The organism is Nonomuraea sp. NPDC049625, assembly GCF_040675285.1.
Lineage (GTDB): Bacteria > Actinomycetota > Actinomycetes > Streptosporangiales > Streptosporangiaceae > Nonomuraea > Nonomuraea angiospora_A.
The window spans coordinates 82,728-109,176 of record NZ_JBFAOQ010000017.1 but is presented as its reverse complement, the minus strand read 5'-3'; the positions used below and the strand labels follow the sequence as shown (position 1 = coordinate 109,176).

Here is a 26,449-nt window from a genome sequence, read left to right as displayed (position 1 = left end):
CCGTGTGCACCACCCCGGTCAGCGAGTCCGCCACCGAGGCCACCACCCCGAACAGCGCCTCGCGGTCGGCCACGTCGCAGGCCGCCACCTCCACCTCGGCACCGAGTTCCGAGAGCTCGGCGACCAGCTCGGCCGCGCCCGGCGCCTCCGGGCCGCGACGGCTCACCAGCAGCAGGCGTCTGACCTCGTGTTCGGTGACGAGATGGCGGGCCACCAATGCGCCCAGCCCGCCCGTGCCACCGGTGACCAGCACCGTGCCCTCCGGCCCGAACACCGGGTCCTGATCTTCCAGATCCGTGGCGCTGCCCAGGCGTGGCACCCATAGCTCGCCCGCCCGCACCGCGAGCTGCGACTCGCCCGACGCCAGCGCCCGGCCGATCACGTCTTCAGGTGTGTCGCCGTCCAGGTCCAGCAGCACGAACCGGCCCGGCTGCTCGGCCTGCGCGGCCCGTACCAGACCCCAGACCGCCGCCTGCGCCGCATCCGGTACGTCGTCCGCGGTCGCGGCCACCGCGCCGTGGGTGACGACGACCAGCCGGGACGAGGCCAGGCGGTCGTCGGCGAGCCACTCCTGGACCAGCTCCAGCGTCGCGTGGGTCGTGGCGTGCACGTTCTGGCCGGCGCCCGGGCACGCGACCAGGACCGCCTCCACCGGCTGAATCGAGGCCAGGTCGGGATACGTCTGCGCGCCGGTTCCGAAGTCGTCGGGACCCAGCACGGCCCACCGAGGTGCTTGCGAGCCGGCCGCGGGCGGGATCGCGATCCAGTCGAGCTGGTGCAGCGAGCTTCGGTTCTCGGTGGTGGACAGGGCACGCAGGGCCAGGGTGCCTATCTCTGCCACCGGCGCGCCGCTCTCGTCGGCGATGCTCAACGTGATGCTCGCCTCGCCAGTCGCGCTCACCTTGACGCGCAGGCCGCTCGCGCCGGCCGCGTGCAGCGACACCCCGCTCCAGGCGAACGGGAGATACGGGCGTCCTGCCTCCGGTCTCGGCACCACGTCGCCCAGCGCGGCCGCGTGCAAGGACGCGTCCAGCAAGGCCGGGTGCAAACCGAACCGGCCCGCCTCGGCGTGCGCCTGCTCCGGCAGCGTGATCTCGGCGAACACCGTGCTTCCTTGCCGCCAGGCCGCAGTCAGTCCCTGGAACAGCGGCCCGTACTCCAACCCGTCCGCGGCCAGGCCGTCATACAGCTGCTCGACATCAACCGGAGCCGCACCGGCCGGAGGCCATTGAGCGAGGTCGAACACCGGCTCCTCGGCCTGGTCGGCGAGCAGGCCTTGGGCGTGCTGCACCCACTCCGCGGCCTGGCTGCTGCGGGAATGGATGCTTATGGGGCGGGCGCCTGACTCGTCGCATGGTCCGGCGACCAGCTGGATGTGCACGCCTCCCTCGGCCGGCACCAGCAACGGCGCCTGGATGGTCAGCTCCCGCAGTTGCGGGCAGTCCAGCTCATGCCCGGCCCGCACCGCCAGCTCCACCAGCGCCGCACCCGGCACCACCACCCGGCCGTTGACCTGGTGATCGGCCAGCCAGGGCTGGGAGGTGAGGGACAGGCGGCCGGTGAAGATGACCGACGCGCCACCGGCCACCTCGGTCATCGCACTCCACATCGGATGCTCGATGGCTCCCAGCCCGGCGGCGTCCACATCACCGGACTCCAGACTGGCCGGCACCCAGTACCGCTGGTGCTGGAAGGCATAGGTGGGCAGATCGACATGCTTGGCCGGGGTCAGCACCGCTGTCCAGTCCACGGCGATGCCGTGGGTGTGCAATCGGCCGAGCGCCTCCATCAGCGCGCGGACCTCGTCGCGGTCCTTGCGGGTGGCGGGGATGAACACCCCGTCGGAGATGCTCTGCTGGGCCAGCCCGGTCAGCACCCCATCGGGGCCGACCTCCAGGAAGCAACCGGCCTCCGCAGCCGCAACCCCGTCGGCGAACCGCACCGCCTGGCGCACGTGCTCCACCCAATAGCTCGGAGTGGTCAGCTGGCCCGGCTCGGCCAGGCGGCCGGTGAGGTTGGAAACGATCGCGACCGTCGGCTCGTGGTAGGTCAGACCGGAGATGGCCTGCTCGAAGTCGGCGAGCATCGGCTCCATCAGCGGCGAGTGGAAGGCATGGGAGACCCGCAGCCTGCGTGTCCGAACGCTGACCCGCTCCTCGATCTCAGCGATTGCTTGGGCGTCGCCGGAGATCACCACGGCTGCGGGGCCGTTGACCGCTGCGATCCCGACCTGGCCCTCCAACAGGGGCAGAACCTCCGCCTCGGGTGCCGCGATCGCGAGCATCGCACCACCGGTCGGCAAGGCCTGCATCAACCGAGCCCGAGCCGCCACCAGCGCACACGCATCGGCCAGCGAGAACACTCCGGCCACATGCGCGGCGGCAATCTCCCCGATCGAATGACCGACCAGCACATCCGCGCGGATGCCGAAGGACTCCAGCAGCCGATACAGAGCCACCTCGAAGGCGAACAACGCCGGCTGCGTCATGCCCGTCTCGTTCAACACCCCATCCGGGTCGTCGAACATGACCTCACGGATCGGCAGGAGCTGGTTGATCTCTTCGAGGGTCTCGGCGAACACCGGGAACGCCTCAGCGAGCTGCCGACCCATCCCGACCCGCTGACTTCCTTGACCGGCGAACAGCAACGCCAGCCTGCCTCCAGCCGCCACCTCCGGGGAACCCTCGGCCAGCGCCCGCAACCCGGCCAGCAGCTCGTCACGGTCAGCGCCCACCACGACCGCACGCTGATCCAACACGGCCCGGCCCGTGGCCAACGACCACGCGGCATCGGCCGTCTTCAGCTCCGGCCGCTCCTCCAGCCATGACGCCAGTCGAGACGCCTGAGCCTGAAGGGCCTCGCGACTTCTCGCGGAGACCAGCCATGGCACCACCCGTGGCTCCGCGCCACCGGTCTCGATTGTCGGCGCGGGAGGCTCCTCCAGCACGACATGGGCGTTCGTACCGCTGATCCCGAACGAGGAGACCGCCGCACGACGGGCGTGCCCGTTCTGCTCCCACGGCTGCGCGTCGGTGAGCAGCCGCACCGCGCCCGCCGTCCAGTCCACGTGCGGCGACGGCTCGTCCGCATGCAAGGTCTGCGGCAGCACCCCGTTCCGCATGGCCATGACCATTTTGATCACGCCACCCACACCGGCTGCAGCCTGCGTGTGACCGATGTTGGACTTCAGCGAACCGAGCCACAGCGGCTGGTCCCGTTCCTGGCCGTAGGTCGCGAGGAGCGCCTGGGCCTCGATCGGGTCGCCGAGCTTGGTGCCTGTGCCGTGCGCTTCGACCACGTCCACATCGGCGGCCGACAACCCGGCGTTGGCCAGCGCCTGGCGGATCACCCGCTGCTGGGAAGGACCGTTCGGGGCTGTGATCCCGTTGCTCGCGCCGTCCTGGTTGATCGCCGACCCCTTGAGGACCGCCAGCACCTGATGACCGTTGCGCTGAGCGTCCGACAGCCGCTCCACCAGCAGCACACCGACACCCTCACCCCAGCCCGTACCATCCGCCGAGGCCGAGAACGCCTTGCACCGCCCATCCGCCGCCAGCCCCCGCTGCCGCGAAAACTCGATAAACATCCCCGGCGTCGACATCACCGTCACACCACCGGCCAGCGCCAGATCACACTCCCCCGACCGCAACGCCTGCGCAGCCCAATGCAACGCCACCAACGACGACGAGCAAGCGGTGTCCACGGTCACCGCCGGACCCTCCAACCCCAACGTGTAAGAGACCCGACCCGACACCAAACTCCCGCCACTGGTGTTCGCCGGAGTGCCCAGCCCGTAGTCGTGGTACATCACCCCGGCGAACACACCCGTCCGGCTGCCACGCAACCCCGTCGGATCGATCCCCGCCCGCTCAACCGCCTCCCAAGAGGTCTCCAGCAACAACCGCTGCTGCGGATCCATCGCCAACGCCTCACGCGGCGAAATCCCGAAGAACACAGGGTCGAACTCGGCGGCGTCGTACAGGAACCCGCCCAGGCGCGTGTAAGTCTTGCCCGGCGTGCCGGGCTCCGGCCCGTACACCCCTTCCACATCCCAGCCGCGATCGGTCGGGAAGTCTCCGATCGCGTCCCGGGCCTGCGCCACCAGCTCCCAGAGGCCCTCCGGCGAGGTCACGCCACCTGGGTACCGGCACGCCATGCCGACGATCGCGATCGGCTCGTCCGTCGCCGTCGTGGTGGCCGCCACGGCCTGCGAGGTCTGCCCGCCGACCAGCTCACCCGCCAGGAACTCCGCCACCGCCTCAGCGGTCGGGTAGTCGAAGATGAGGGTGGCCGGGAGCTGAAGTCCGGTGGCCGCGTTGAGTTGGTTGCGGAACTCGACCGCGGTCAGCGAGTCGAAGCCGAGATCCTGGAACTGGCGTTGCCGGTCGACGGCGGACCCGTCTGCGAACCCGAGTACCGTGGCCGCGCTGCCGCGGACCAGGTCTGTCAGCATCGCTCGGCGTTCGGCCGGGTCCAGCGCGGTCAGACGCTGGGCGAGGCCGTTGGCGCTGCCGGCACGACGCACCGGGGTGCGCCCGTTGGTCCGGGTTTGTACGAACCGTGCGGGGATCAGCAGCGCCTGCCCGGACGACACTGCGGTGTCGAAGAGTGCGAGCCCGTCGTCGATGGACAGCGGCTTCACGCCTGCGCGTTCCATGCGGCGTAGGTCGGACTCCTTGAGCTCGCCGGCCATACCGTCGGTGGCCCAGACACCCCAGGCCAGCGAGGTGGCCGGGAGACCCTGCGCTCTGCGGTTGTGCGCCAGCGCATCCAAATATGCGTTGGCCGCGCCGTAGTTGCCCTGGCCCGCGCTGCCCAGCACCCCGGCGACCGAGGAGAACAACACGAACGCGGTCAGATCGAGGTCCCGTGTGAGCTCGTGCAGGTGCCACGCCGCGTTGGCCTTCGGCCGCAGGACGGCGTCGATGCGCTCCGGCGTGAGGGAGGCGATGACACCGTCATCCAGAACACCTGCCGTGTGGACGACACCCGTCAGCGGGTGCTCGGCGGGGATCGAGGTGATCAGGCGGGCGAGGGCGTCTCGGTCGGCGACGTCGCAGGCGGCCACCGACACGTTCGCGCCGTGCTCGGCCAGCTCGACCACGAGTGCGGCGGCACCGGGCGCCTCCAGGCCCCGGCGGCTGACCAGCAGCAGGTTCCTGACCCCGTGCGTGATCACCAGGTGCCGGGCGACCAACGCGCCCAACCCGCCGGTGCCACCGGTGACCAGTACAGTCCCCTCGGCCTCGAACAGCGGCCCGCTGAGCTGCTCCGGCCCCGAAGCCGGGCCTGCTGCCCGCTTGAGGCGCGGGGCCAGCAGTTGACCGGCTCGGACGGCCAGTTGGGCCTCGCCCGTGGCCAGGACCTGATCGATCGTCTCTGCGCGCAGCGGCTCCGCGTCCAGATCCAGCAGCGTGAACCGGCCGGGCTGCTCGGCCTGCGCGGCCCGTACCAGACCCCACACCGCCGCCTGGGCCGGATCCGGCACATCCTCCGGACCGGCCGCCACCGCGTCACGTGTGACGACGACCAGCCGGGACGAGGTCAAGCGGTCGTCGGCGAGCCACTCCTGGACCAGCTCCAGCGTCGCGTGGGTCGTGGCGTGCACATCCTGGCCGACGGCCGGGCACGCGACCAGGACCGCCTCGGGCGGCTGAACGGAGGCCAGATCCGACCGGGTCTCGGTCCCCGTGCCCAGGTCATCGGACCCCAGCACTACCCACCGGTGCGCCTCTTGCGCCGGAGCTGTCGGGACCACCTCCCAGTCGAGCTGATGCAGCAAGCCCTGGGTCTCGGACGCGCTGAGTTCGGTGGCGGACGGAGCTCGCAGGGTGAGCGCATTGACCTCGGCCACCGGCGCGCCGCTCTCGTCGGCGATGCTCAACGTGATGCTCGCCTCGCCAGTCGCGCTCACCTTGACGCGCAGGCCGCTCGCGCCGGCCGCATGTAGCGACACCCCGCTCCAAGCGAACGGCAGATACGGCCGCCCGGCTTCCGCTCTCGGCACCACGTCACCCAACGCGGCAGCGTGCAGGGACGCGTCCAGCAAGGCCGGGTGCAAACCGAACCGGCCCGCCTCGGCGTGCGCCTGGTCCGGCAGCGTGATCTCGGCGAACACCGAGCTTCCCTGCTGCCAGGCGGCGGTCAAGCCCTGGAAGAGCGGCCCGTACTCCAGTCCGCTCGCGGTCAGGTCGTCGTACAGCTGCTCGACGTCAATCGCAGTTGCTCCGGCCGGGGGCCATTGAGCGAGGTCGAACACCGGCTCCTCGGCCTGGTCGGCGAGCAGGCCTTGCGCGTGCTGCACCCACTCCCCCGCCTGGTTGCTGCGGGAATGGATGCTCACCGGACGAGCGCCTGTCTCATCGGATGGCCCGGCGACCAGTTGGATGTGCACGCCTCCCTCGGCAGGCACCAGCAACGGCGCCTGGATGGTCAGCTCCCGCAACTGCGGGCAGTCCAGCTCATGCCCGGCCCGCACCGCCAGCTCCACCAGCGCCGCACCCGGCACCACCACCCGGCCGTTGACCTGGTGATCGGCCAGCCAGGGCTGCGTTGTCAGCGACAACCGACCCGTGAAGGTGTGAGTGTCGGAGTCCGGCGCCGAGATGGCGGCACGGAGTACGGGGTGATCGATGGCACCCAGCCCGGCGGCGTCCACATCGCCGGTGTCCTGTGCGGCGGGCACCCAGTACCGCTCCCGCTGGAAGGCGTAGGTGGGCAGGTCTACGTGCCTGGCCGGGGTCAGCACCGCCGTCCAGTCCACGGCGATGCCGTGGGTGTGCAACCGGCCGAGCGCCTCGACCAGCGCGCGAACCTCGTCCCGGTCCTTGCGGGTGGCGGGAACGAACACGCCGTCGGCGATGCTCTGCTGAGCCAGCCCCGTCAGCACCCCATCCGGGCCGACCTCCAGGAAGTGGCTCGCCCCGGCAGCTGTCACTCCGTCGGCGAACCGCACGGCCTGCCGCACGTGCTCCACCCAGTAACCAGGACGGGTGAGCTGCCCCGGCTCGGCCAGCCGACCGGTGAGGTTGGAGACGATCGCGAGAGTGGGCTCGTGGTAGGTCAGACCGGAGATGGCCTGCTCGAAGTCGGCGAGCATCGGCTCCATCAACGGCGAGTGGAAAGCGTGCGAGACCCGCAACCTGCGCGTCCGAACACTCACCCGCCCCTCGATCTCCGCGATCGCCTCGGCATCTCCGGAGACCACCACCGCAGCCGGGCCATTGACCGCCGCGATCCCCACCCGGTCTCCCAGCAGCGGCAGAACCTCCGCCTCGGGTGCCGCGATCGCGAGCATCGCACCGCCGGTCGGGAGAGCCTGCATCAACCGGGCTCGGGCCGCCACCAAGGCGCACGCATCGGCCAGCGAGAACACTCCGGCCACGTGAGCGGCTGCGATCTCGCCGATCGAATGCCCGACCAGCACATCCGCGCGGACCCCGAAGGACTCCAGCAGCCGATACAGCGCCACCTCGAAGGCGAACAACGCCGGCTGAGTCATCCCCGTCTCGTTCAACACCCCATCCGGGTCGTCGAACATGACCTCACGGATCGGCAGGAGCAGGTTGATCTCTTCGAGGGTCTCGGCGAAGACCGGGAACGCCTCAGCCAACTGCCGGCCCATGCCGACCCGCTGGCTGCCTTGACCGGCGAACAGCAACGCCAGCCTGCCCCCGGCCGCCACCTCCGGGGAACCCTCGGCCAGCGCCCGCAACCCGGCCAACAACTCGTCACGATCCGCACCCACCACGACCGCACGCTGCTCCAACACGGCCCGCCCCGTGGCCAACGACCAAGCAGCGTCCGACACCGAGAGCGACGGCCGCGCCGACAGCCACGACTCCAGTTGAGCCGCCTGAGCCTGAAGCGCCTGCGGGTCCTTGGCCGACACCAGCCACGGCACCACCGGCAACTCCGCGCCACCGGTCTCGGTTGTCGAAGCGGGAGGCTCCTCCAGCACGACATGGGCGTTCGTACCGCTGATCCCGAACGAAGAGATCGCCGCACGACGCGCATGCCCGTTCTCCTGCCACGGCCGCGCCTCGGTCAGCAGCTCAACGGCACCGGCCGACCAGTCCACATGCGGCGACGGCTCGTCCACGTGCAACGTCTGCGGCAGAACCCCGTTCCGCATGGCCATGACCATCTTGATCACGCCCGCGACGCCCGCCGCGGCCTGCGCGTGGCCGATGTTCGACTTGATCGACCCCAGCCAGAGAGGCTGGTCCCGTTCCTGGCCATAGGTGGCGAGCAGCGCCTGGGCCTCGATCGGGTCCCCCAGAGCGGTTCCGGTGCCATGTGCCTCGACCACGTCCACGTCCCCGGCCGACAGCCCGGCGTTCGCCAGCGCCTGGCGGATCACCCGCTGCTGGGAAGGGCCGTTCGGCGCGGTCAGGCCGTTGCTGGCGCCGTCCTGGTTGATTGCCGAGCCCCGAACCACCGCCAACACCCGGTGACCGTTGCGCTGGGCATCCGACAGCCGCTCCACCAGCAGCATGCCGACACCCTCACCCCAGCCGGTGCCATCAGCGGCGGCCGAGAACGCCTTGCAGCGCCCGTCCGGCGACAGGCCCCGTTGCCGGGAGAACTCGATGAAGGTGCTCGGTGTGGCCATCACGGTGACGCCGCCGGCCAGCGCCAGGTCGCATTCACCCGATCGCAGGGCCTGTACCGCCAGGTGCAGCGCCACCAGGGAGGAGGAGCATGCCGTGTCCACGGTCACGGCCGGACCTTCCAGGCCCAGGGTGTAGCTCACCCGGCCGGAGGCGATGCTGCCGGAGCTGCCGGTGCCGATGAGCCCTTCCAGCTCGCCGGGCACGGCCGAGAGCTGGGGCGCGTAGTCGTGGTACATGACCCCGGCGAACACACCCGTCCGACTCCCCCGCAACCCGTGAGGATCGATCCCCGCCCGCTCAACCGCCTCCCAAGAGGTCTCCAGCAACAACCGCTGCTGCGGATCCATCGCCAACGCCTCACGCGGCGAAATCCCGAAAAATCCCGAATCGAACTCCGCCGCGTCATACAAGAACCCGCCATGCCGCGCATACGACGTCCCACGGCTGTCCGGATCCGGGTCATACAACCTCTCCAGATCCCAACCCCGATCAACCGGGAACTCCCCAACCGCATCCCGACCCGAGAACACCAACTCCCACAAACCCTCCGGCGAGACCACACCCCCCGGATACCGGCACGCCATCCCCACAATCGCGATCGGCTCATCCACCACCGAGGCGGCGGTCACCACGGCCTGCGAGGTCTGCCCACCGCCCAACTCACTCGCCAGGAACTCCGCCACCGCCTCAGCCGTCGGGAAGTCGAACACCAACGTCGCCGGCAACCGCAGCCCGGTCGCGGCGTTGAGCTGGTTGCGGAACTCCACGGCGGTCAGCGAGTCGAAGCCCAGCTCCTGGAACCGTTTGGTCGGCTCCACCGCGTCGCCGCTCTGGAACCCGAGCGCCGTGGCCACCTGGCTTCGGACCAGTTGCAGGAGATCGGCCGGGTTCGCGCTGGTGGTGGTCGTGCTGGTACGGCGGGCAGGCACGCGGACCAGCCCGTGAAGGAGCGCGGGCAGCGTGCCCGCCTGCGCCTGGGCCTGCAGCGCCGGCATGCTCAGCGCAGCCGGGACCAGGTCGGCGCGGTCGCCGTTGACCGCAGCGTCGAACAGAGCCAGCCCGTCGGCGATGGGCAGGGGTGTGATGCCGCCGCGTTCGAGGCGGCGCAGGTCGGACTCGTCCAGCTCGCCCGCCATGCCGCCGGTGGCCCACAGGCCCCAGGCCAGCGAGGTCGCCGGAAGGCCCTGCGCTCTGCGCCGCTGGGCCAGGGCGTCCAGGTACGTGTTCGCGGCGGCGTAGTTGCCCTGGCCCGCGCTGCCCAGCACCCCGGACAGGGAGGAGAACAGCACGAAAGCGGTCAGATCGAGATCCTGCGTGAGCTCGTGCAGATGCCACGCTGCGTCGGCCTTCGGCCGCAGGACGGCGTCGATGCGCTCCGGCGTGAGGGAGGCGATGACACCGTCATCCAGAACACCTGCCGTGTGGACGACACCCGTCAGCGGGCGGTCGGCGGGAATCGAGACGATCAGGCGGGCGAGGGCCCCGCGGTCCGCCACGTCACAGGCGGCCACGTCCACCTCGGCGCCCAGGTCGGAGAGCTCGGACACCAGCTCGGCCGCGCCCGGCGCCTCCAGACCGCGACGGCTGACCAGCAGCAGGTGCCTGACCCCGTGCGCCACCACCAGATGCCGAGCCACCAACGCGCCCAACCCGCCGGTGCCACCGGTGACCAGCACGGTCCCCTCGGACCCGAACTGCTCTGGTCCCGAAAGCGGCCCCGAAACCGGCCCTGCTGCCCGCTTGAGGCGCGGGGTCAGCAGCCGGCCGGCCCGTACCACCACCTGGGGCTCACCGGTGGCCAGCGCCTGGGAGACCGGCTCCGTCGAGTCGTCGTCCACGTCCAGGAGCAGGAACCGGTCCGGCTGCTCGGCCTGCGCGGCGCGTACCAGACCCCACACCGCCGCCTGCGCCGGGTCCGGCACGTCGTCCGGGGTCGCCGCGACCGCGCCGTGCGTGACGACCACCACGCGCGCGGGCGTCTCCTGCACCGCCGCCAGCGCGGCATGGGTGGCGTGCCTGATCGCCTCCGGGGTTCCCGCCTCGGTCACGGGTACGTCGAAGATCTCGTACTGGAGGTCGTTCTGCGAGGTACGGCCACCAGCCGGCACCCAGTCGATCTGGAACAGGCTGTTGGAACCGGTCGTCCGCTGGTCGGCGGAGCTCGGGCGCAGCGTGAGCGAGCCGACCTCCATGACGGGCACGCCGGCGGCGTCCGCCATGGTCAGGGCGACCACACCGGGGCCGGACGTGGGCGCGATCCTGACCCGTAGCACCGTCGCACCGTCGGCGTGCAGCGCCACCTGGCTCCAGGCGAAGGGGATGTACGGTCGTCCCGGTTCGGCCTGCGGCAGCAGCCCGGACATGGGGATGGCGTGCAGGGAGGCATCGAGCAGCGCCGGGTGCAGGCCGAACCGCCGGGTCTCGGTGTGCTCCGGCAGCGCGATCTCGGCGTAGACGGCGTCGTCGCTCTTCCAGACGGCCCTGAGGCATTGGAAGGCGCCGCCGTACTCCATGCCGGTCGCGGCGAGGTCTTCATAGACGCTGCCCACGTCGAGAGACTGCGCGCCGGGCGGCGGCCACTGCGTGAGATCGAAGCCGGGTACGGCGGCGGCCGGGGCCAGCGTTCCCTGGGCGTTCTGGCTCCAGTCCGTGGCGTCCTCGGCCCTCGAGTAGATCGTCACCGACCGGCGTCCCGACTCGTCGGCGGCTCCGACCACCACCTGGAGATGGAGGGTGCCCCGCTCGGGCAGGACCATCGGGGTCTGGTGGGTGAGCTCGTCGAGCACCGGGCAACCGGCCTCGTCCCCGGCCCTTACCGCCAGCTCCACCTGTGCCGAGCCAGGCACGACCACCCGGCCGCCCACCACGTGGTCGGCCAGCCATGGCTGCGTGGCCGGTGACAGGCGGCCGATGAGGGTGAGGGTGTCCGTCCCCGGAGAGGGGACGGTCGCGGTCAGGAGCGGGTGTTCGACAGCCGCCAGCCCACCGCCCGAGGCGACGTCACCGGTGGCGTATCCGGCGTCGAGCCAGTACCGCCGGCGCTGGAAGGCGTAGGTGGGCAGGTCGACGTGCCGGGCGGGGACGGAGGCGAAGTAGGCGTCCCAGTCCACGATGATGCCGTGGGTGTGCAGTCGGCCGAGCGCTTCGACCAGCGCGCGAACCTCGTCCCGGTCCTTGCGCGTGGCGGGGATGAACACACCATCGGCGATGCTCTGCTGAGCCAGTCCCGTCAGCACTCCATCCGGGCCGACCTCCAGGAAGCAGTCAGCCTCCGCAGCCTCCACTCCGTCGGCGAACCGCACGGCCTGCCGCACGTGCTCCACCCAGTAGCTCGGGCTGGTCAGCTGCCCCGGCTCGGCCAGTCGGCCGGTGAGGTTGGAGACGATCGCAAGAGTGGGCTCGTGGTAGGTCAGGCCAGAGATTGCCTGCTCGAAGGAAGCCAGCATCGGCTCCATCAGCGGCGAGTGGAAGGCGTGCGAGACCCGCAGCCTGCGCGTCCGAACGCTCACGCGCTCCTCGATCTGCGCGATCGCCTCGGCGTCGCCGGAGATCACCACCGCAGCCGGACCGTTGACCGCCGCGATCCCCACCCGACCCTCCAGCAGGGGCAGAACCTCCGCCTCCGGTGCCGCAATCGCGAGCATCGCACCGCCGGCCGGCAAGGCCTGCATCAGCCGGGCTCGGGCCGCCACTAGCGCGCATGCATCAGCCAGCGAGAAGACTCCGGCCACGTGCGCGGCGGCGATCTCGCCGATCGAATGCCCGACCAGCACATCCGCCTGGATACCTAAGGACTCCAACAGCCGATACAGCGCGACCTCGAAGGCGAAAAGCGCCGGCTGGGTCATCCCGGTCTCGTTCAACACCCCATCCGGGTCGTCGAACATGACCTCGCGGATCGGCAGGAGCTGGTTGATCTCCTCCAGCGCCTCGTCGAAGACTGGGAACGTCTCGGCGAGTTGCCGGCCCATCCCGACTCGCTGGCTGCCCTGGCCGGCGAACAACAAAGCCAGCCTGCCCCCAGCCACCACCTCCGAGGAACCCTCGGCCAGCGCCCGCAACCCAGCCAGCAGCTCGTCACGATCAGCGCCAACCACGACCGCACGCCGCTCCAGCACCGCTCTCGTGGAGACAAGCGCCTTACCGACTCCGGCAAGCGATACGTCATCCCTCGATGCCCAGTCCGCGAGCCTGCCCGCCTGCTCCCGTAGCGCTGCGGTGTCGTTGGCCGAGATGAGCCACGGCACGGCGGGCATCGACGGGTCGTCCTCGCCGACGGGCTCGACGGCGGCCGGGCCCTGCTCGACGATCACGTGGGCGTTGGTGCCGCTGACGCCGAAGGACGAGACTCCGGCCCGGCGCGGGCGGTCCTGGAGGTCCCACGGGCGGTCCGAGGTCAGCAGTTCGACCGCCCCCGCAGACCAGTCCACGTGCGGCGACGGCTCGTCCACGTGCAGGGTCCGGGGCATGAGGCCATGCCGCATCGCCATGACCATCTTGATCACGCCACCCACCCCGGCGGCGGCCTGCGTGTGACCGATGTTCGACTTCAGCGACCCCAGCCACAACGGCCGGTCCCGCTCCTGCCCATAGGTCGCGATGATGGCCTGCGCCTCGATCGGGTCGCCCAGCGTCGTACCGGTGCCGTGGGCCTCGACCACGTCCACGTCCGAGGTCGTCAGACCGGCGTTGGCCAGCGCCTGGCGGATCACGCGCTCCTGGGAGGGGCCGTTCGGGGCGGTCAGGCCGTTGCTGGCGCCGTCCTGGTTGATCGCGGTGCCCCGGACGAGAGCGAGGATCTGGTGGCCGTTGCGCTGGGCGTCCGACAGCCGCTCCACCAGCAGCATGCCCGCGCCCTCGGCCCAGCCGGTGCCGTCGGCGGAGGCGGAGAAAGCCTTGCACCGGCCGTCCGCGGCGAGCCCGCGCTGCCGGGAGAACTCGATGAAGACGTTGGGCGTGGCCATCACCGTCACCCCGCCGGCCAGGGCGAGATCGCACTCGCCGGACCGCAGGGACTGGGCCGCCAGGTGCAGCGCCACCAGCGACGACGAGCACGCCGTGTCCACCGTTACGGCCGGGCCTTCCAGCCCGAACGTGTAGGCGACCCGGCCCGAGGCGATGCTGCCCGCGCTGCCGTTGAGCACGAACCCCTCGAACCCCTCGGGCGCCTGCGGCAGGCGCGTGCCGTAGTCGTGGTACATCACGCCCGCGAACACGCCGGTACGGCTCCCGCGCATCGCCTTGGGGCTGATCCCGGCTCGCTCGATCGCCTCCCACGAGGTTTCGAGGAGCAGCCGCTGCTGCGGGTCCATCGCGGTGGCCTCGCGCGGCGAGATCCCGAAGAGCGCGGGGTCGAAGAGGTCGGCGTCGTGCAAGAACCCGCCCTCTCGGGCGTAGCTGGTGCCCGCGTGGGCGGGGTCGGGGTCGTACAGCCGTTCCAGGTCCCAGCCCCGGTTGCCGGGGAAGGTGGTGATCGCGTCGGCGCCCTGGGTGAGGAGCCGCCAGAGGTCCTCGGGCGAGACCACGTCGCCGGGGTAGCGGCAGGCCATGCCGACGATCGCGATGGGCTCGTCGGCGGTCCCGGTCTGGGCGGCCACCTGGTCGGCCCGCGAGGATCCGGTGAGCTCGGCGCGCAGGTGCTCGGCGAGTTCGTCGGGAGTGGGGAAGTTGAACAGGAGCGTGGCGGGCAGCCGCAGGCCGGTGGCGGCGTTGAGCCGGTTACGCAGCTCGATGGAGCTCAGCGAGTCGAACCCGAGGTCCTTGAACGCGGTCCCGATGTCCACGGCGTCGGCGTCGGCGTGGCCGAGCACCTGCGCGACGCTCGTACGGATGAGCGACAGCAGCGCGCCCTTGTCGGCCCGCGCCCTCGCCTGCCTGGGGGCCGCAGGCTTGCGCGCCGGGGCCTTGACCAGGGAACGGAAGACGGCGGGGATCTCGTCCTGGCGGCGCAGGGCGGTTGTGTCGAGGCGGGCGAGTATCTGCACTCCCCTGTCGAGCGCGAGCCCCGCGTCGAACAGGGCCATGCCCTCGGCCACGGGCAGCGGCGCGAGCCCGACCCTGTTGAGCCGGGCGACGTCGACCTGGCTCAGCGCGCCGGCCATACCGCTGTCCGACTCCCACAGCCCCCACTGGAAGGAGGCGGCGGGCAGGCCCTGCGCCCGCCGGTGCAGGGCCAGGGCGTCCAGGTACGTGTTCGCGGCGGCGTAGTTCGCCTGGCCGGCGCTGCCGACCGTGGCCGCGACGGACGAGTACATCACGAAGAACGACAGGTCCTCGGTGAGCTCGTGCAGATGCCAGGCGGCGTCCGCCTTCGGGCCGAAGACGCGGTCGATCCGCTCGGGGGTCAGCGAGGTCACGGCGCCGTCGTCCACGACCCCGGCCAGGTGCACGACACCCTGCAGCGGCCGGTCCGCGGGGATGCCGGCCAGCAGGGCGGCCAGTTCGGCGCGGTCGGTGACGTCACAGGCCGCCACGGTGACCTGCGCGCCCAGCGAGGTCAGCTCGTCCAGCAGCGCCTGCGCGCCGGGCGCCGCGGCACCGCGGCGGCCGGCCAGCAGCAGGTGCCGGACGCCGTGCCCGGTGACGAGCCGCCGCGCGGCCAGGGCCCCCAACTCGCCCGTGCCACCGGTCAGCAGCACGGTCCCGTCCACCGTCATCGACGCGGTCGCGGGCGCGGTCTGGGTCACGGGAACGATGCGCGGCACGCGGAGCTCGCCCTGCCGCAGGGCGACCTGCGGCTCGCCGGACGCGCAGGCGCGCAGCAGCGCGGCCGCGGAGTCGGGATGGTCGTCGGTGTCGACGATGACGAACCGCCCGGCGTGCTCGGACTGGACGGACCGCATCAGGCCCCAGACGGGCGCGGTGGACAGATCCGGCACCTCGCCCTCGACCGCGCTGACCGCCCCACCGGTCACCAGCGCCAGCCTGGCCTGCGCGAACCGCTCGTCCGCGAGCCACAGCTGGACGAGCGCCAGCACCTCGTACGTCCTGGTACGTCCTTCACCGGCCGGGACCCGGGCAAGCACCAGGTCCGGGACCGCCTCCACGTCACCCAGCGAGGCCAGGCCGTCGAGCTCCACCACGCGCTCGGGCTCCGGCCCGGTGGTGGCGGGCGCGGTCACCCAGTCCAGCGCGTACGGCGTGCTCCCGGGCGACAGCTCGGCCGTCACGGGCCTGACCACCAGGGAGTCCACGGTGAGGATCGGCGCGCCGGTGTCGTCCGCGACGCTCAGCGACAGCTCACCCTGGCCCTTCGCCGTCGTACGGACCCGCGCCATGGTCCCGCCCACCGCGTGCGGCGAGATGCCGGACCAGGCGAAGGGCAGGAACGGCTGCCCCGGCTCGGTACGCGGCAGGAGGTCGCCGAGCGTGATGGAGTGCAGCACCGCGTCCAGGAGGGCGGGGTGGAACCCGAACCGCTCCGCGCCCGTCAGCGCCTGGTCGGGCAGCACGATCTCGGCGTAGACCGCGCCGTCGCGCTGCCAGGCGCTCACCAGCCCCTGGAAGGCTTCGCCGTACTCCAGGCCCGAGACGGCCAGGTCGTCGTACAGGTGGTCGATGTCGATGGGCTGGGCCCCGGCCGGCGGCCATTGCGCGAGGTCGAAGCCGGGTCCGGCGGCGGCGGGGCCGAGCGTGCCCTGGGCGTGCCGCTGCCAGGAGTCGCCGCCTTCGGGGCGGGAGTACACGGCGATGCCACGCCGGCCGCCGTCGTCCGGCCCGTCGATGGCCACCTGGAGCTGTACGGGGTGCTCGTGCGTGATCACGAGAGGAGCTTGGATGGCCAGTTCGGAGACCGCCTCGCAGTCCTCGGTCTCCGCCGCGGCCCGCAGCGCGATCTCGAGGAAGCCCGTGCCGGGAAGGATCACGGTGCCGTTGACCGCGTGGTCGGCGAGCCAGGGCAGCGTGGCCAGGGACAGCCGCCCGGTGAGCGTGAGGGTGTCGGAGTCGGGGGCGGGCACGGCCGCGCTGAGTATCGGGTGCTCCACGGCGCTCAGCCCGGCGGCGGTCACGTCGCTGACGGCTCTGCCCGACTCCAGCCAGTACCGCTGGTGCTGGAAGGCATAGGTGGGCAGATCGACCTGCCTGCCCGGAGCCAGCACCGCCGTCCAGTCCACGGCGATCCCCTGGGTGTGCAGCCGGCCAAGCGCCTCCATCAAGGCACGGACTTCATCCCGGTCCTTACGGGTCGCGGGAACGAACACCCCATCGGCGATGCTCTGCTGAGCCAGCCCCGTCAACACCCCATCGGGGCCGACCTCCAGGAAGCAGTCAGCCTCCGCAGCCGTCACCCCGTCGGCGAACCGCACGGCCTGCCGCACGTGCTCCACCCAGTAACCGGGACGGGTGAGCTGCCCCGGCTCGGCCAGCCGACCCGTGAGGTTGGAAACGATCGCAAGAGTGGGCTCGTGATAGGTCAACCCGGAGATGGCCTCCTCGAAGGAAGCCAGCATCGGCTCCATCAGCGGCGAGTGGAAGGCGTGCGAGACCCGCAACCTGCGTGTCCGAACGCTCACGCGCTCCTCGATCTCCGCGATCGCCTCGGCATCTCCGGAGACCACCACCGCAGCCGGACCGTTGACCGCCGCGATCCCGACCCGGTCCCCCAGCAGCGGCAGAACCTCCGCCTCGGGTGCCGCGATCGCGAGCATCGCACCGCCGGTCGGGAGAGCCTGCATCAACCGGGCTCGGGCCGCCACCAAGGCGCACGCATCGGCCAGCGAGAACACTCCGGCCACGTGCGCGGCGGCGATCTCGCCGATCGAATGCCCGACCAGCACATCCGCGCGGACCCCGAAGGACTCCAGCAGCCGATACAGAGCCACCTCGAAGGCGAACAACGCGGGCTGTGTCATGCCCGTCTCGTTCAACACCCCATCCGGGTCGTCGAACATCACCTCACGGACCGGCAGGAACTGGTTGATCTCCTCCAGCGCCTCGGCGAACACCGGGAACACCTCAGCGAGCCGCTTGCCCATCCCGACCCGCTGACTGCCCTGACCAGCGAACAGCAGCGCCAGCCTGCCACCCGAGCCGCTCCCGGAAACCCCATCCGAAGCAAGCGCCCGCAACCCAGCCAGCAGCTCATCACGATCAGCACCCACCACGACCGCACGCTGCTCCAGCGCAGAACGCCCCGTCGCCAACGACCAAGCGGCGTCCGGCACCGAGAGCGACGGCCGCGCCGACACCCACGACGCCAACCGCCCGGCCTGCTGCACCAGCGCCTCGCGGCTCTTCGCCGAGAGCACCCATGGCACCACCGGCGAGCCCACGACCTCGTCAGAAGCCGGTTCGACCGGATCCCCCTGCTCAAGGATCACGTGAGCGTTGGTGCCGCTCACCCCGAACGACGAGACGGCGGCGCGGCGCGGATGATCCAGAACGTCCCACGACCGGGCCTCGGTCAGCAGCTCAACAGCACCGGCAGACCAGTCCACGTGCGGCGACGGCTCATCCACGTGCAAGGTCCGGGGCATGAGCCCGTGCCGCATGGCCATCACCATCTTGATGACCCCGGCCACGCCGGCGGCGGCCTGCGTGTGACCGATGTTGGACTTCAGCGACCCCAGCCACAACGGCCGATCCCGCTCCTGGCCATACGTCGCGATCAACGCCTGCGCCTCGATCGGGTCACCCAAGCTGGTCCCGGTCCCGTGCGCCTCGACCACGTCCACCTCAGCGGCCGACAATCCAGCGTTCGCCAGCGCCTGGCGGATCACCCGCTGCTGCGAAGGACCGTTCGGAGCCGCGAGGCCGTTGCTCGCCCCGTCCTGGTTGATCGCCGACCCCTTGATGACCCCCAGCACCTGGTGCCCGTTGCGGCGGGCGTCCGACAGCCGCTCCACCAGCAGCACGCCGACACCCTCACTCCACCCCGTGCCGTCGGCAGAGGCCGAGAACGCCTTGCACCGCCCGTCCGCCGACAACCCCCGCTGCCGGGAGAACTCCACGAACGTGCCGGGCGACGCCATCACCATCGCGCCGCCCGCCAGGGCCATGTCGCACTCGCCCGTCCGGAGGGCCTGAGCCGCCAGGTGCAGCGCGACCAGGGACGACGAGCACGCGGTGTCCACGGTCACCGCCGGGCCCTCGAACCCGAACGTGTACGACACCCGCCCGGACGCCACGCTGGCCAGCTGCCCGGTGAGGAGGTATCCCTCGACCGCGTCGGAGCCCTCGGAGCGCCGTGGCCCGTACTCCATCGGCGCGATGCCGGTGAAGACCCCGGTCTGGCTGCCGTGCAGCGTGGCCGGGTCGATGTTGGCGTGTTCGAAGACCTCCCACGAGGCCTCCAGGAGCAGCCGCTGCTGCGGGTCCATGCCCAGGGCCTCGCGCGGCGAGATGCCGAAGAAGGCCGCGTCGAAGTCGGCGGCGTCGTACAGGAAGCCGCCCTGCCGGGTGTAGGAGGTGCCCCGGTTGCCGGGGTCGGGGTCGAACAGCCGGTCCAGGTCCCATCCGCGGTCGGTGGGGAACTCGCCCACCGCGTCCCGGCCCTGCGCGACCAGTTCCCACAGGTCGTCCGGCGACAGCACGCCGCCGGGGAAGCGGCAGGCCATGCCCACGATCGCGATCGGCTCGTCGTGCCCGGCCGACCGCACCGCGGTGGCGGGCGTGGCGGAGCCGCCGAGCAGTTCGGTACGCAGGTGGTCGGTCAGCGCCTTGGGCGACGGGTAGTCGAACAGCAGCGAGCTGGGCAGCTGCAGCCCGGTGGCGGCGTTGAGCCGGTTCCTGAGCTCGACCGCGGTGAGCGAGTCGAACCCGGCGTCCTTGAACGCTCCGGTGGCGCTGATGACGTTCGGCGTCACGTGCCCGAGCACGAGGGCGGCCTGGCCGCGTACCAGGTCGAGCAGGGTGCGTTCCTGCTCGTCCGGGCTCAGCCCGCGCAGGGACTGCGCCAGCGATGCCTCGCCGGAAGCGGAGCCGGAGCCGCCGGCCGCGCGGCGCTCGACGGGCTTGCGCAGCATCCCGCGCAGCATCGCCGGTACGGGGTCCGCGACCTTGGCCAGGCTCAGCCGGGCGGGCAGCGTCGTCACGGCGCCACCCGCGAGAGCGGAGTCGAAGAGCTCCAGCGCCTCGTCGCGCGGCAGCGGGGCGACGCCGAGCCGGGCCCAGCGCGCCAGGTCGGCCGTGGCGAGCGTGCCCGCCATGCCGCCGAATTCGGAGGAGTTGTCCCACAGGCCCCAGTCCAGGGCCATGGCGGGCAGGCCGAGCGAGTGGCGGTGGCGGGCGAGGGCGTCGAGGAAGGCGTTGGCGGCGGCGTAGTTGGCCTGGCCGGCGCTGCCGAGCGTGGCCGCGCACGACGAGAACAGCACGAACGCCGACAGTTCGCGCTCGCGGGTCAGCTCGTGCAGGAGCCAGGCGGTCTCGGCCTTGGTCCGCCACACGGTGTCGAGCCGCGCGGGGGTCAGCGCCGGGACGACGCCGTCGTCGAGCACGCCGGCGATGTGCACGACGCCGGTGAGGTCGCGGCAGGAGTCGATGAGCCCGGCCAGCGCTTCGCGGTCGGTGACGTCGCAGGCGACCAGCTCGGCGTGCGCGCCGAGCTCGGCCAGCTCGGCCGCGATCGCGACGGCCCCGGCCGAGTGCGGGTCGCGGGTGACGAGGACGAGGTTCCGTACGCCGTGCCGGGTGGCGAGGTGCCGGGTGACCGTGCGTCCCAGCGCGCCGGTGCCGCCGGTGACCAGCACGGTCCCCTCGGGATCCCAGGGCCGGTCCGCCGCCGGCCGGCCGCGCCGCGCCAGCCTCGGGACGTAGATCTTGCCGGACCTGATCGCCAGCTGGGGTTCGTCGTAGGCGAGGGCGGCGGCGACGGCGTCCTCGGCGCTGCCGTCGTCGTCGAGCAGCACGAACCGGTCCGGGTACTCCGTCTGCGCCGATCGGACCAGGCCCCACACGGCGGCGCCGGCCAGGTCGGGCACCTCGTCGGTCGCTCCCCTGGTGACGATCACCAGCCGGGCCGACGCGGGCTGCTCGCCGTCGAGCCAGTCCTGGACGGCGGAGAGCACGCGGAGCACGGCCGCGCGCGCCCGGCCCGGGCCGTCCCCTTCGTCCTCTTCGTGCCAGGGTAGGAGCACGTCGCCGGGCGCGATGGTGGCATCGCCCGTGGCGGGTACGGGCATCCAGTCCACCTCGAACAGCCCGACGTGCTCGGTGGGCAGGTCCACGGGACCGCGTGCCTCCAGCCAGAACCGCTGACGTTGGAAGGCGTAGGTGGGCAGGTCGACGTGGAGCGCGGGGGCGGGCCCGAAGTAGGCGTTCCAGTCGATGGTGACGCCGCAGGCGTGGAGCTGTCCGAGGGCCTGGACGAAGGTGTCGATCTCGTCGCGGTCCTTGCGTACGGCGGGGATGAAGACGCCGTCCGAGAGCATCTGCTGGGCCAGCCCGGTGAGGACGCCGTCAGGCCCCACCTCCAGGAAGAGCGCGGCGTCCGCGGCGGCGATGCCGTCCGCGAAACGGACGGGCCGCCGTACGTGGTCGACCCAGTAGCGGGGGCTGGTGAGCAGGCCGGGCTCGGCGAGCCCGCCGGTGACGTTGGAGATCACCGGGATCGTGGGCTCGTGGTAGGTCAGCCCCGCGATGGCCTCCTCGAAGGGTGCCAGCATCGGCTCCATCAGCGGTGAGTGCGCGGCCTGGGAGATCCGCAGCCGTCGCTTGCGTGCCGTGACGTTCCCCGCGATCTCCTCGATGGCGGCCTCCGCGCCGGAGATGACCACCGAGGTCGGGGTGTTGACGGCCGCGATGGCGACCCGGTCCTCGTACCCGTCGAGCAGCGGCAGGACGTCGGCCTCGGACGCGGCGATGGCGAGCATCGCGCCGCCCGGAGGCAGCATGTGCATGAGCCGGGCCCGTACGGCGATCAAGGTGCAGGCGTCGGCGAGGGAGAACACCCCGGCCACGTGGGCGGCGGCGATCTCGCCGACGGAGTGCCCGACCACCACGTCCGCCCGTACGCCGAGGGATTCGAGCAGCCGGTACAGGGCGACCTCGAAGGCGAACAGCGCCGGCTGGGTCATGCCGGTCTCGTTGAGCACCCCGTCGGGGTCGCTGAACATCACCTCGCGCAGCGGGTGCGGCAGGTGGGGGTCCAGCAGCGCGCAGATCTGCTCCAGCGCCTCGTCGAAGACGGGGAAGGCGGCGGCCAGCTCGCGGCCCATGCCGAGCCGCTGGCTGCCCTGCCCGGTGAACAGCAGGGCGAGCCGGCCCGCGGGTCCGCTGCCGGTCAGCACGCCGGGCGCGGCGGGGCCGCCGGCCAGTGCCCGCAGGCCGGCCAGCAGGTCGTCACGCTCGCGGCCGACGATCACCGCGCGGTGTTCGAGCACTGACCGCTCGGCGGCCAGCGCGGCGCCGGCGGCGGCGACGGGGATCTCGGGCGTCGCCTCGGAAGCCCAGGACGCGAGCCGCTCGGCCTGCCCGGCCAGCGCCTCGGGCGTCCTCGCCGAGATGAGCCAGGGGACGGCGGGGAGGTTCGCGTCGTCGCGGGGGGCCGGGACGGCCGGGTCGCCCTGCTCGATGATGACGTGGGCGTTGGTGCCGCTGATGCCGAAGGAGGAGACGGCGGCGCGGCGCGGGCGGTCCCGGAGCTCCCACGGCCGGGCCTCGGTGAGTAGTTCGACGGCACCCGCGGACCAGTCCACGTGCGGGGACGGTTCGTCCGCGTGCAGGGTCTGCGGCAGCACCTCGTGGCGCAAGGCCATGACCATCTTGATCACGCCGCCCACGCCGGCGGCGGCCTGGGAGTGGCCGATGTTCGACTTCAGCGAGCCCAGCCACAGCGGCTGGTCCCGCTCCTGGCCGTAGGTCGCGAGAAGCGCCTGCGCCTCGATCGGGTCGCCGAGCACGGTGCCGGTGCCGTGTGCCTCGACCGCGTCCACGTCCCCGGCCGACAGCCCGGCGTTGGCCAGGGCCTGGCGGATCACCCGCTGCTGCGAGGGGCCGTTCGGGGCGGTCAGGCCGTTGCTGGCGCCGTCCTGGTTGATCGCCGAGCCCTTGATGACGGCCAGCACCTTGTGACCGTTGCGCCGGGCGTCCGACAGGCGCTCCACCAGCAGCATGCCGACACCCTCGGCCCAGCCGGTGCCGTCGGCGGAGGCCGAGAACGCCTTGCAGCGCCCGTCCGGCGACAGCCCGCGCTGCCGCGAGAACTCCACGAACATGCCGGGGGACGCCATCACGGTCGCGCCACCGGCCAGCGCCAGGTCGCACTCCCCCGACCGCAGCGACTGCGCGGCCAGGTGCAGGGCCACCAGCGACGACGAACAGGCCGTGTCCACCGTCACCGCCGGGCCCTCGAACCCGAACGAGAACGCGACCCGGCCGGAGATCACGCTGGCGGAGGTGCCGGTCAGCACGTAGCCCTCCGCAGCGCCGGTAGCCTCGTGCAGGCGCGGGCCGTAGTCCTGGGCCATCGCGCCCGCGAACACGCCGGTACGGCTGCCGCGCAGCCCGGCCGGATCCACACCGGCCCGCTCGATCGCCTCCCACGACGCCTCCAGCAGCAACCGCTGCTGCGGATCCATCGCCAACGCCTCACGCGGCGAAATCCCGAAAAATCCGGGATCGAACTCCCCCGCGTCATACAGGAAGCCGCCGTGCCGCGCATACGACGTCCCACGGCTGTCCGGATCCGGGTCGTACAGGGCCGCCAGATCCCAGCCGCGATCGACGGGGAACTCCCCGATGGCGTCCGTACCGGAGATCACCAGGTTCCACAGGTCGTCCGGGGAGCGCACCCCGCCGGGGAAGCGGCAGGCCATGCCCACGATCGCGATCGGCTCGTCCGCCACCGAGGCGGCGGTCACCACGGCCTGGGCGGCCTGCCCGCCCGTCAGCTCCGCGCGCAGGAACGCGGCCAGCGCCTGCGGCGAGGGGTAGTCGAACAGCAGCGAGCTGGGGAGCTGGAGCCCGGTGGCGGCGTTGAGCCGGTTCCTGAGCTCGACGGCGCTGAAGGAGTCGAAGCCGAGCGCCTTGAAGGCGGTGGCGGTGTCCACGGTCGCGGCGTTGGCGTGGCCGAGGACGAGCGCGATGCAGGTCCGTACGAGCTCCAGGAGCAGTTGCTCCTGCTCCGGCCCCGGCAGGCCGTGCAGCCGGTCGGCGAGCGGCTGCGTCCCGTCGCCGGTGGCCGCCGGCTCCGGGGGCGCGGGTGGGGGCGGCGCCGCGCCGTCCGGCTCGGGAAGCCAGTGGTACGTGCGCTGGAAGGCGTAGGTGGGCAGCGGGACGCGCCGCGCGCCTGGGTAGAGGGCGTCCCAGGCGGGCGCGGTGCCGCGTACCTGCAGCTCGGCCAGGGCAAGGGCGGCGCTGTGGCATTCGCCCCGGTTGTCCCGCAGCGTGGCGACGAACCGGGTGCCGGGGTCGGCGGGCAGGCAGTGCTGGCCCATGGCGGCCAGCACCGAGCCGGGGCCGACCTCGACGAACGTGGTCACGCCCGTGTCGGCCAGCGCGCGGATGCCGTCGCTGAAGCGCACGGCCTCGCGGACGTGCCACACCCAGTGGCCGGGCGAGCACAGGTCCTCGCCGGACGCGACGGCCCCGGTGAGGTTGGAGACGATCGGGATGGCCGGCTCGCGGTAGGTGAGCGACTCGGCCACCTGCCGGAACTCCGCGAGCATCGGGTCCATCAGCGGCGAGTGGAAGGCGTGGCTCACGCGCAGCCGGCGGGTCTTGCGGCCGCGGGCGCGGAACGCCTCGGCGATCTCCGTGACGCGCTCCTCCGCGCCGGAGACGACGACGGAGTCGGGGCCGTTGATCGCGGCGATGCTGACCGAGTCGTCGAGATGGGGGCGGAGCTCCGCCTCGGTGGCCTGGACGGCGATCATCGCGCCGCCTGTGGGCAGGGCCTGCATCAGCCTGCCGCGCGCCGCGACCAGGGTGCAGGCGTCGGCCAGGGACAGCACACCGGCGATGTGCGCGGCCGAGATCTCGCCGATGGAGTGGCCGATCAGCCGGTCGGGGCGGATGCCCCAGTGCTCGTACAGGCGGGTGAGCGCGACCTCGAAGGCGAAGAGCGCGGGCTGGGTCATCCCGGTCTCGTCCAACACCCCGTCGGGATCGTCGAACATCACCTCGAGCAGCGGCCTGGCGAGCTCGCCGTCGAAGCAGGCGGCGATCTCGTCGAGGGCCCGCGCGAAGGCGGGGTACGCGGCGTAGAGCTCGCGGCCCATGCCCGGGCGCTGGCTGCCCTGGCCCGAGTAGAGGAAGGCGACGTCGCCGTCGCTCGGCCGGCCGGTCACGATCTCGGCGGCGGCCTCTCCCCTGGCGAGCCGGTCGAGCGCGGCGGCCAGTCCGGACGGCTCGTCGACGACGATCGCGGCGCGGCGGTCGAAGGCCGTGCGCGTCGTGGCCAGCGAGTAGGCCATGTCCACGGCGTCGGACACGGCTTCGGACACGGCTTCGGCTTCGGCGTGGCCGGCGGCGGCGGACACGGCGTCGGCGGGCTCGGCGAGCAGGTGGTCGCGCAGCCGGCCCGCCTGGGCGCGGAGCGCGGCCTCGCTCTGCCCGGCCAGCGGCAGGATCACCGGCCCGGCGGGACCGGGCGCCGGTCGCGGCGTCTCCTGAGGGTGCTCGGCGAGCACCACGTGGCAGTTGGCGCCCCCCATGCCGAACGAGCTGACGCCGGCGACCAGCGGTTCGCCGGCGCGCGGCCAGGCGGACAGCGCGGTGTTGACGCGCAGGTTCAGCTCGTCGAAGGGGATCAGCGGGCTGGGCGTCTCGAAGTTGAGTGACGCCGGCAGCTCGCGGTGCCGGATGGCCAGCACGGTCTTGAGCAGGCCGACGATTCCGGCGGCACCTTCCAGGTGGCCGATGTTGGTCTTGGCCGAGCCGACGAGCAGCGGCGTGCCCGCGTCCTTGGCGGTGCCGATGGCGGCGCCGAGAGCACGTGCCTCGATGGGGTCGCCGACCCGGGTTCCGGTGCCGTGCAGCTCGACGTACTGGACGTCGGCCGCCGGCACGCCGGCCCGCTCGCAGGCCAGCCGGATGACCTCTTCCTGGGCGTCCTGGTCGGGGACGGTGAGCCCGTCGCCGCCGCCGTCGTTGTTCACGGCGCTGCCGGCGATCACGCAGTGGACGTGGTCGCCGTCGGCGAGCGCGCGGGCCAGCGGCTTGAGCACGACGATGCCGCCGCCCTCGCCGCGGACGTAGCCGTTGGCGCGGGCGTCGAAGGTGAAGCACCTGCCGTCGGGCGACAGGGCGCCGAACCTGAGCGCGGCGAGCGTGCTGTCGGGGGTCAGGTTGAGGTTCACGCCGCCGACGATGGCCAGGCCCGACTCGCCGCTGCGCAGGCTCTCGCAGGCCAGGTGCACGGCGGTGAGCGAGGCCGACTGGGCGGAGTCCACGGTCATGCTGGGGCCGTTCAGCCCGAGCGTGTACGAGATCCGGTTGGCGAGCAGCGCCCGGCTGATGCCCGTGAGGCTGTGCCGGGTCAGCGCCGCGCGGCCGGTGCCCTGCAGCAACTGGGCGTAGTCGCCGGCCATGGCGCCGATGAAGACGCTGGTGCCGGTGCCCCGCAGGCTGTCCGGGACGATGCCGGCGTCTTCGAGCGCCTCCCAGCTCAGCTCCATGAGCAGCCGCTGCTGGGGGTCCATCATCGCGGCCTCGTTCGGCGAGATCCCGAAGAACTCGGCGTCGAACTCGGCTATGCCGGTGAGGAAGCCGCCGCGGAGCGATTCGGTCTCCGGGGAGTTCCACCGGCCGCTGGGAACGTCGGTGACGGCGTCGCCCCCGTCGCGCAGCAGCCGCCAGAAGGAGTCCGGGTCCGGGGCCTGAGGAAGGCGGCAGGAAATGCCGACGATCGCCACCGCGTCGTCGGAAAAACTACGAGAGGAGCGTTCGTAGGACAT

The 26,449-nt window shown here is 72.1% G+C and carries 1 protein-coding gene (running past one end of the window); it reads right to left on the bottom strand.

Annotation, left to right across the window (positions count from 1 at the left end; genetic code table 11):
• A protein-coding gene (locus tag AB0J87_RS49800) for an SDR family NAD(P)-dependent oxidoreductase (RefSeq protein WP_363979387.1) crosses the window boundary here: on the bottom strand, positions 1-26,449 show its 5' portion. It extends 977 nt beyond the left edge of the window; 26,449 of the gene's 27,426 nt are visible here — the first part of the coding sequence; its start codon is at positions 26,447-26,449; its stop codon lies beyond the left edge, outside the window.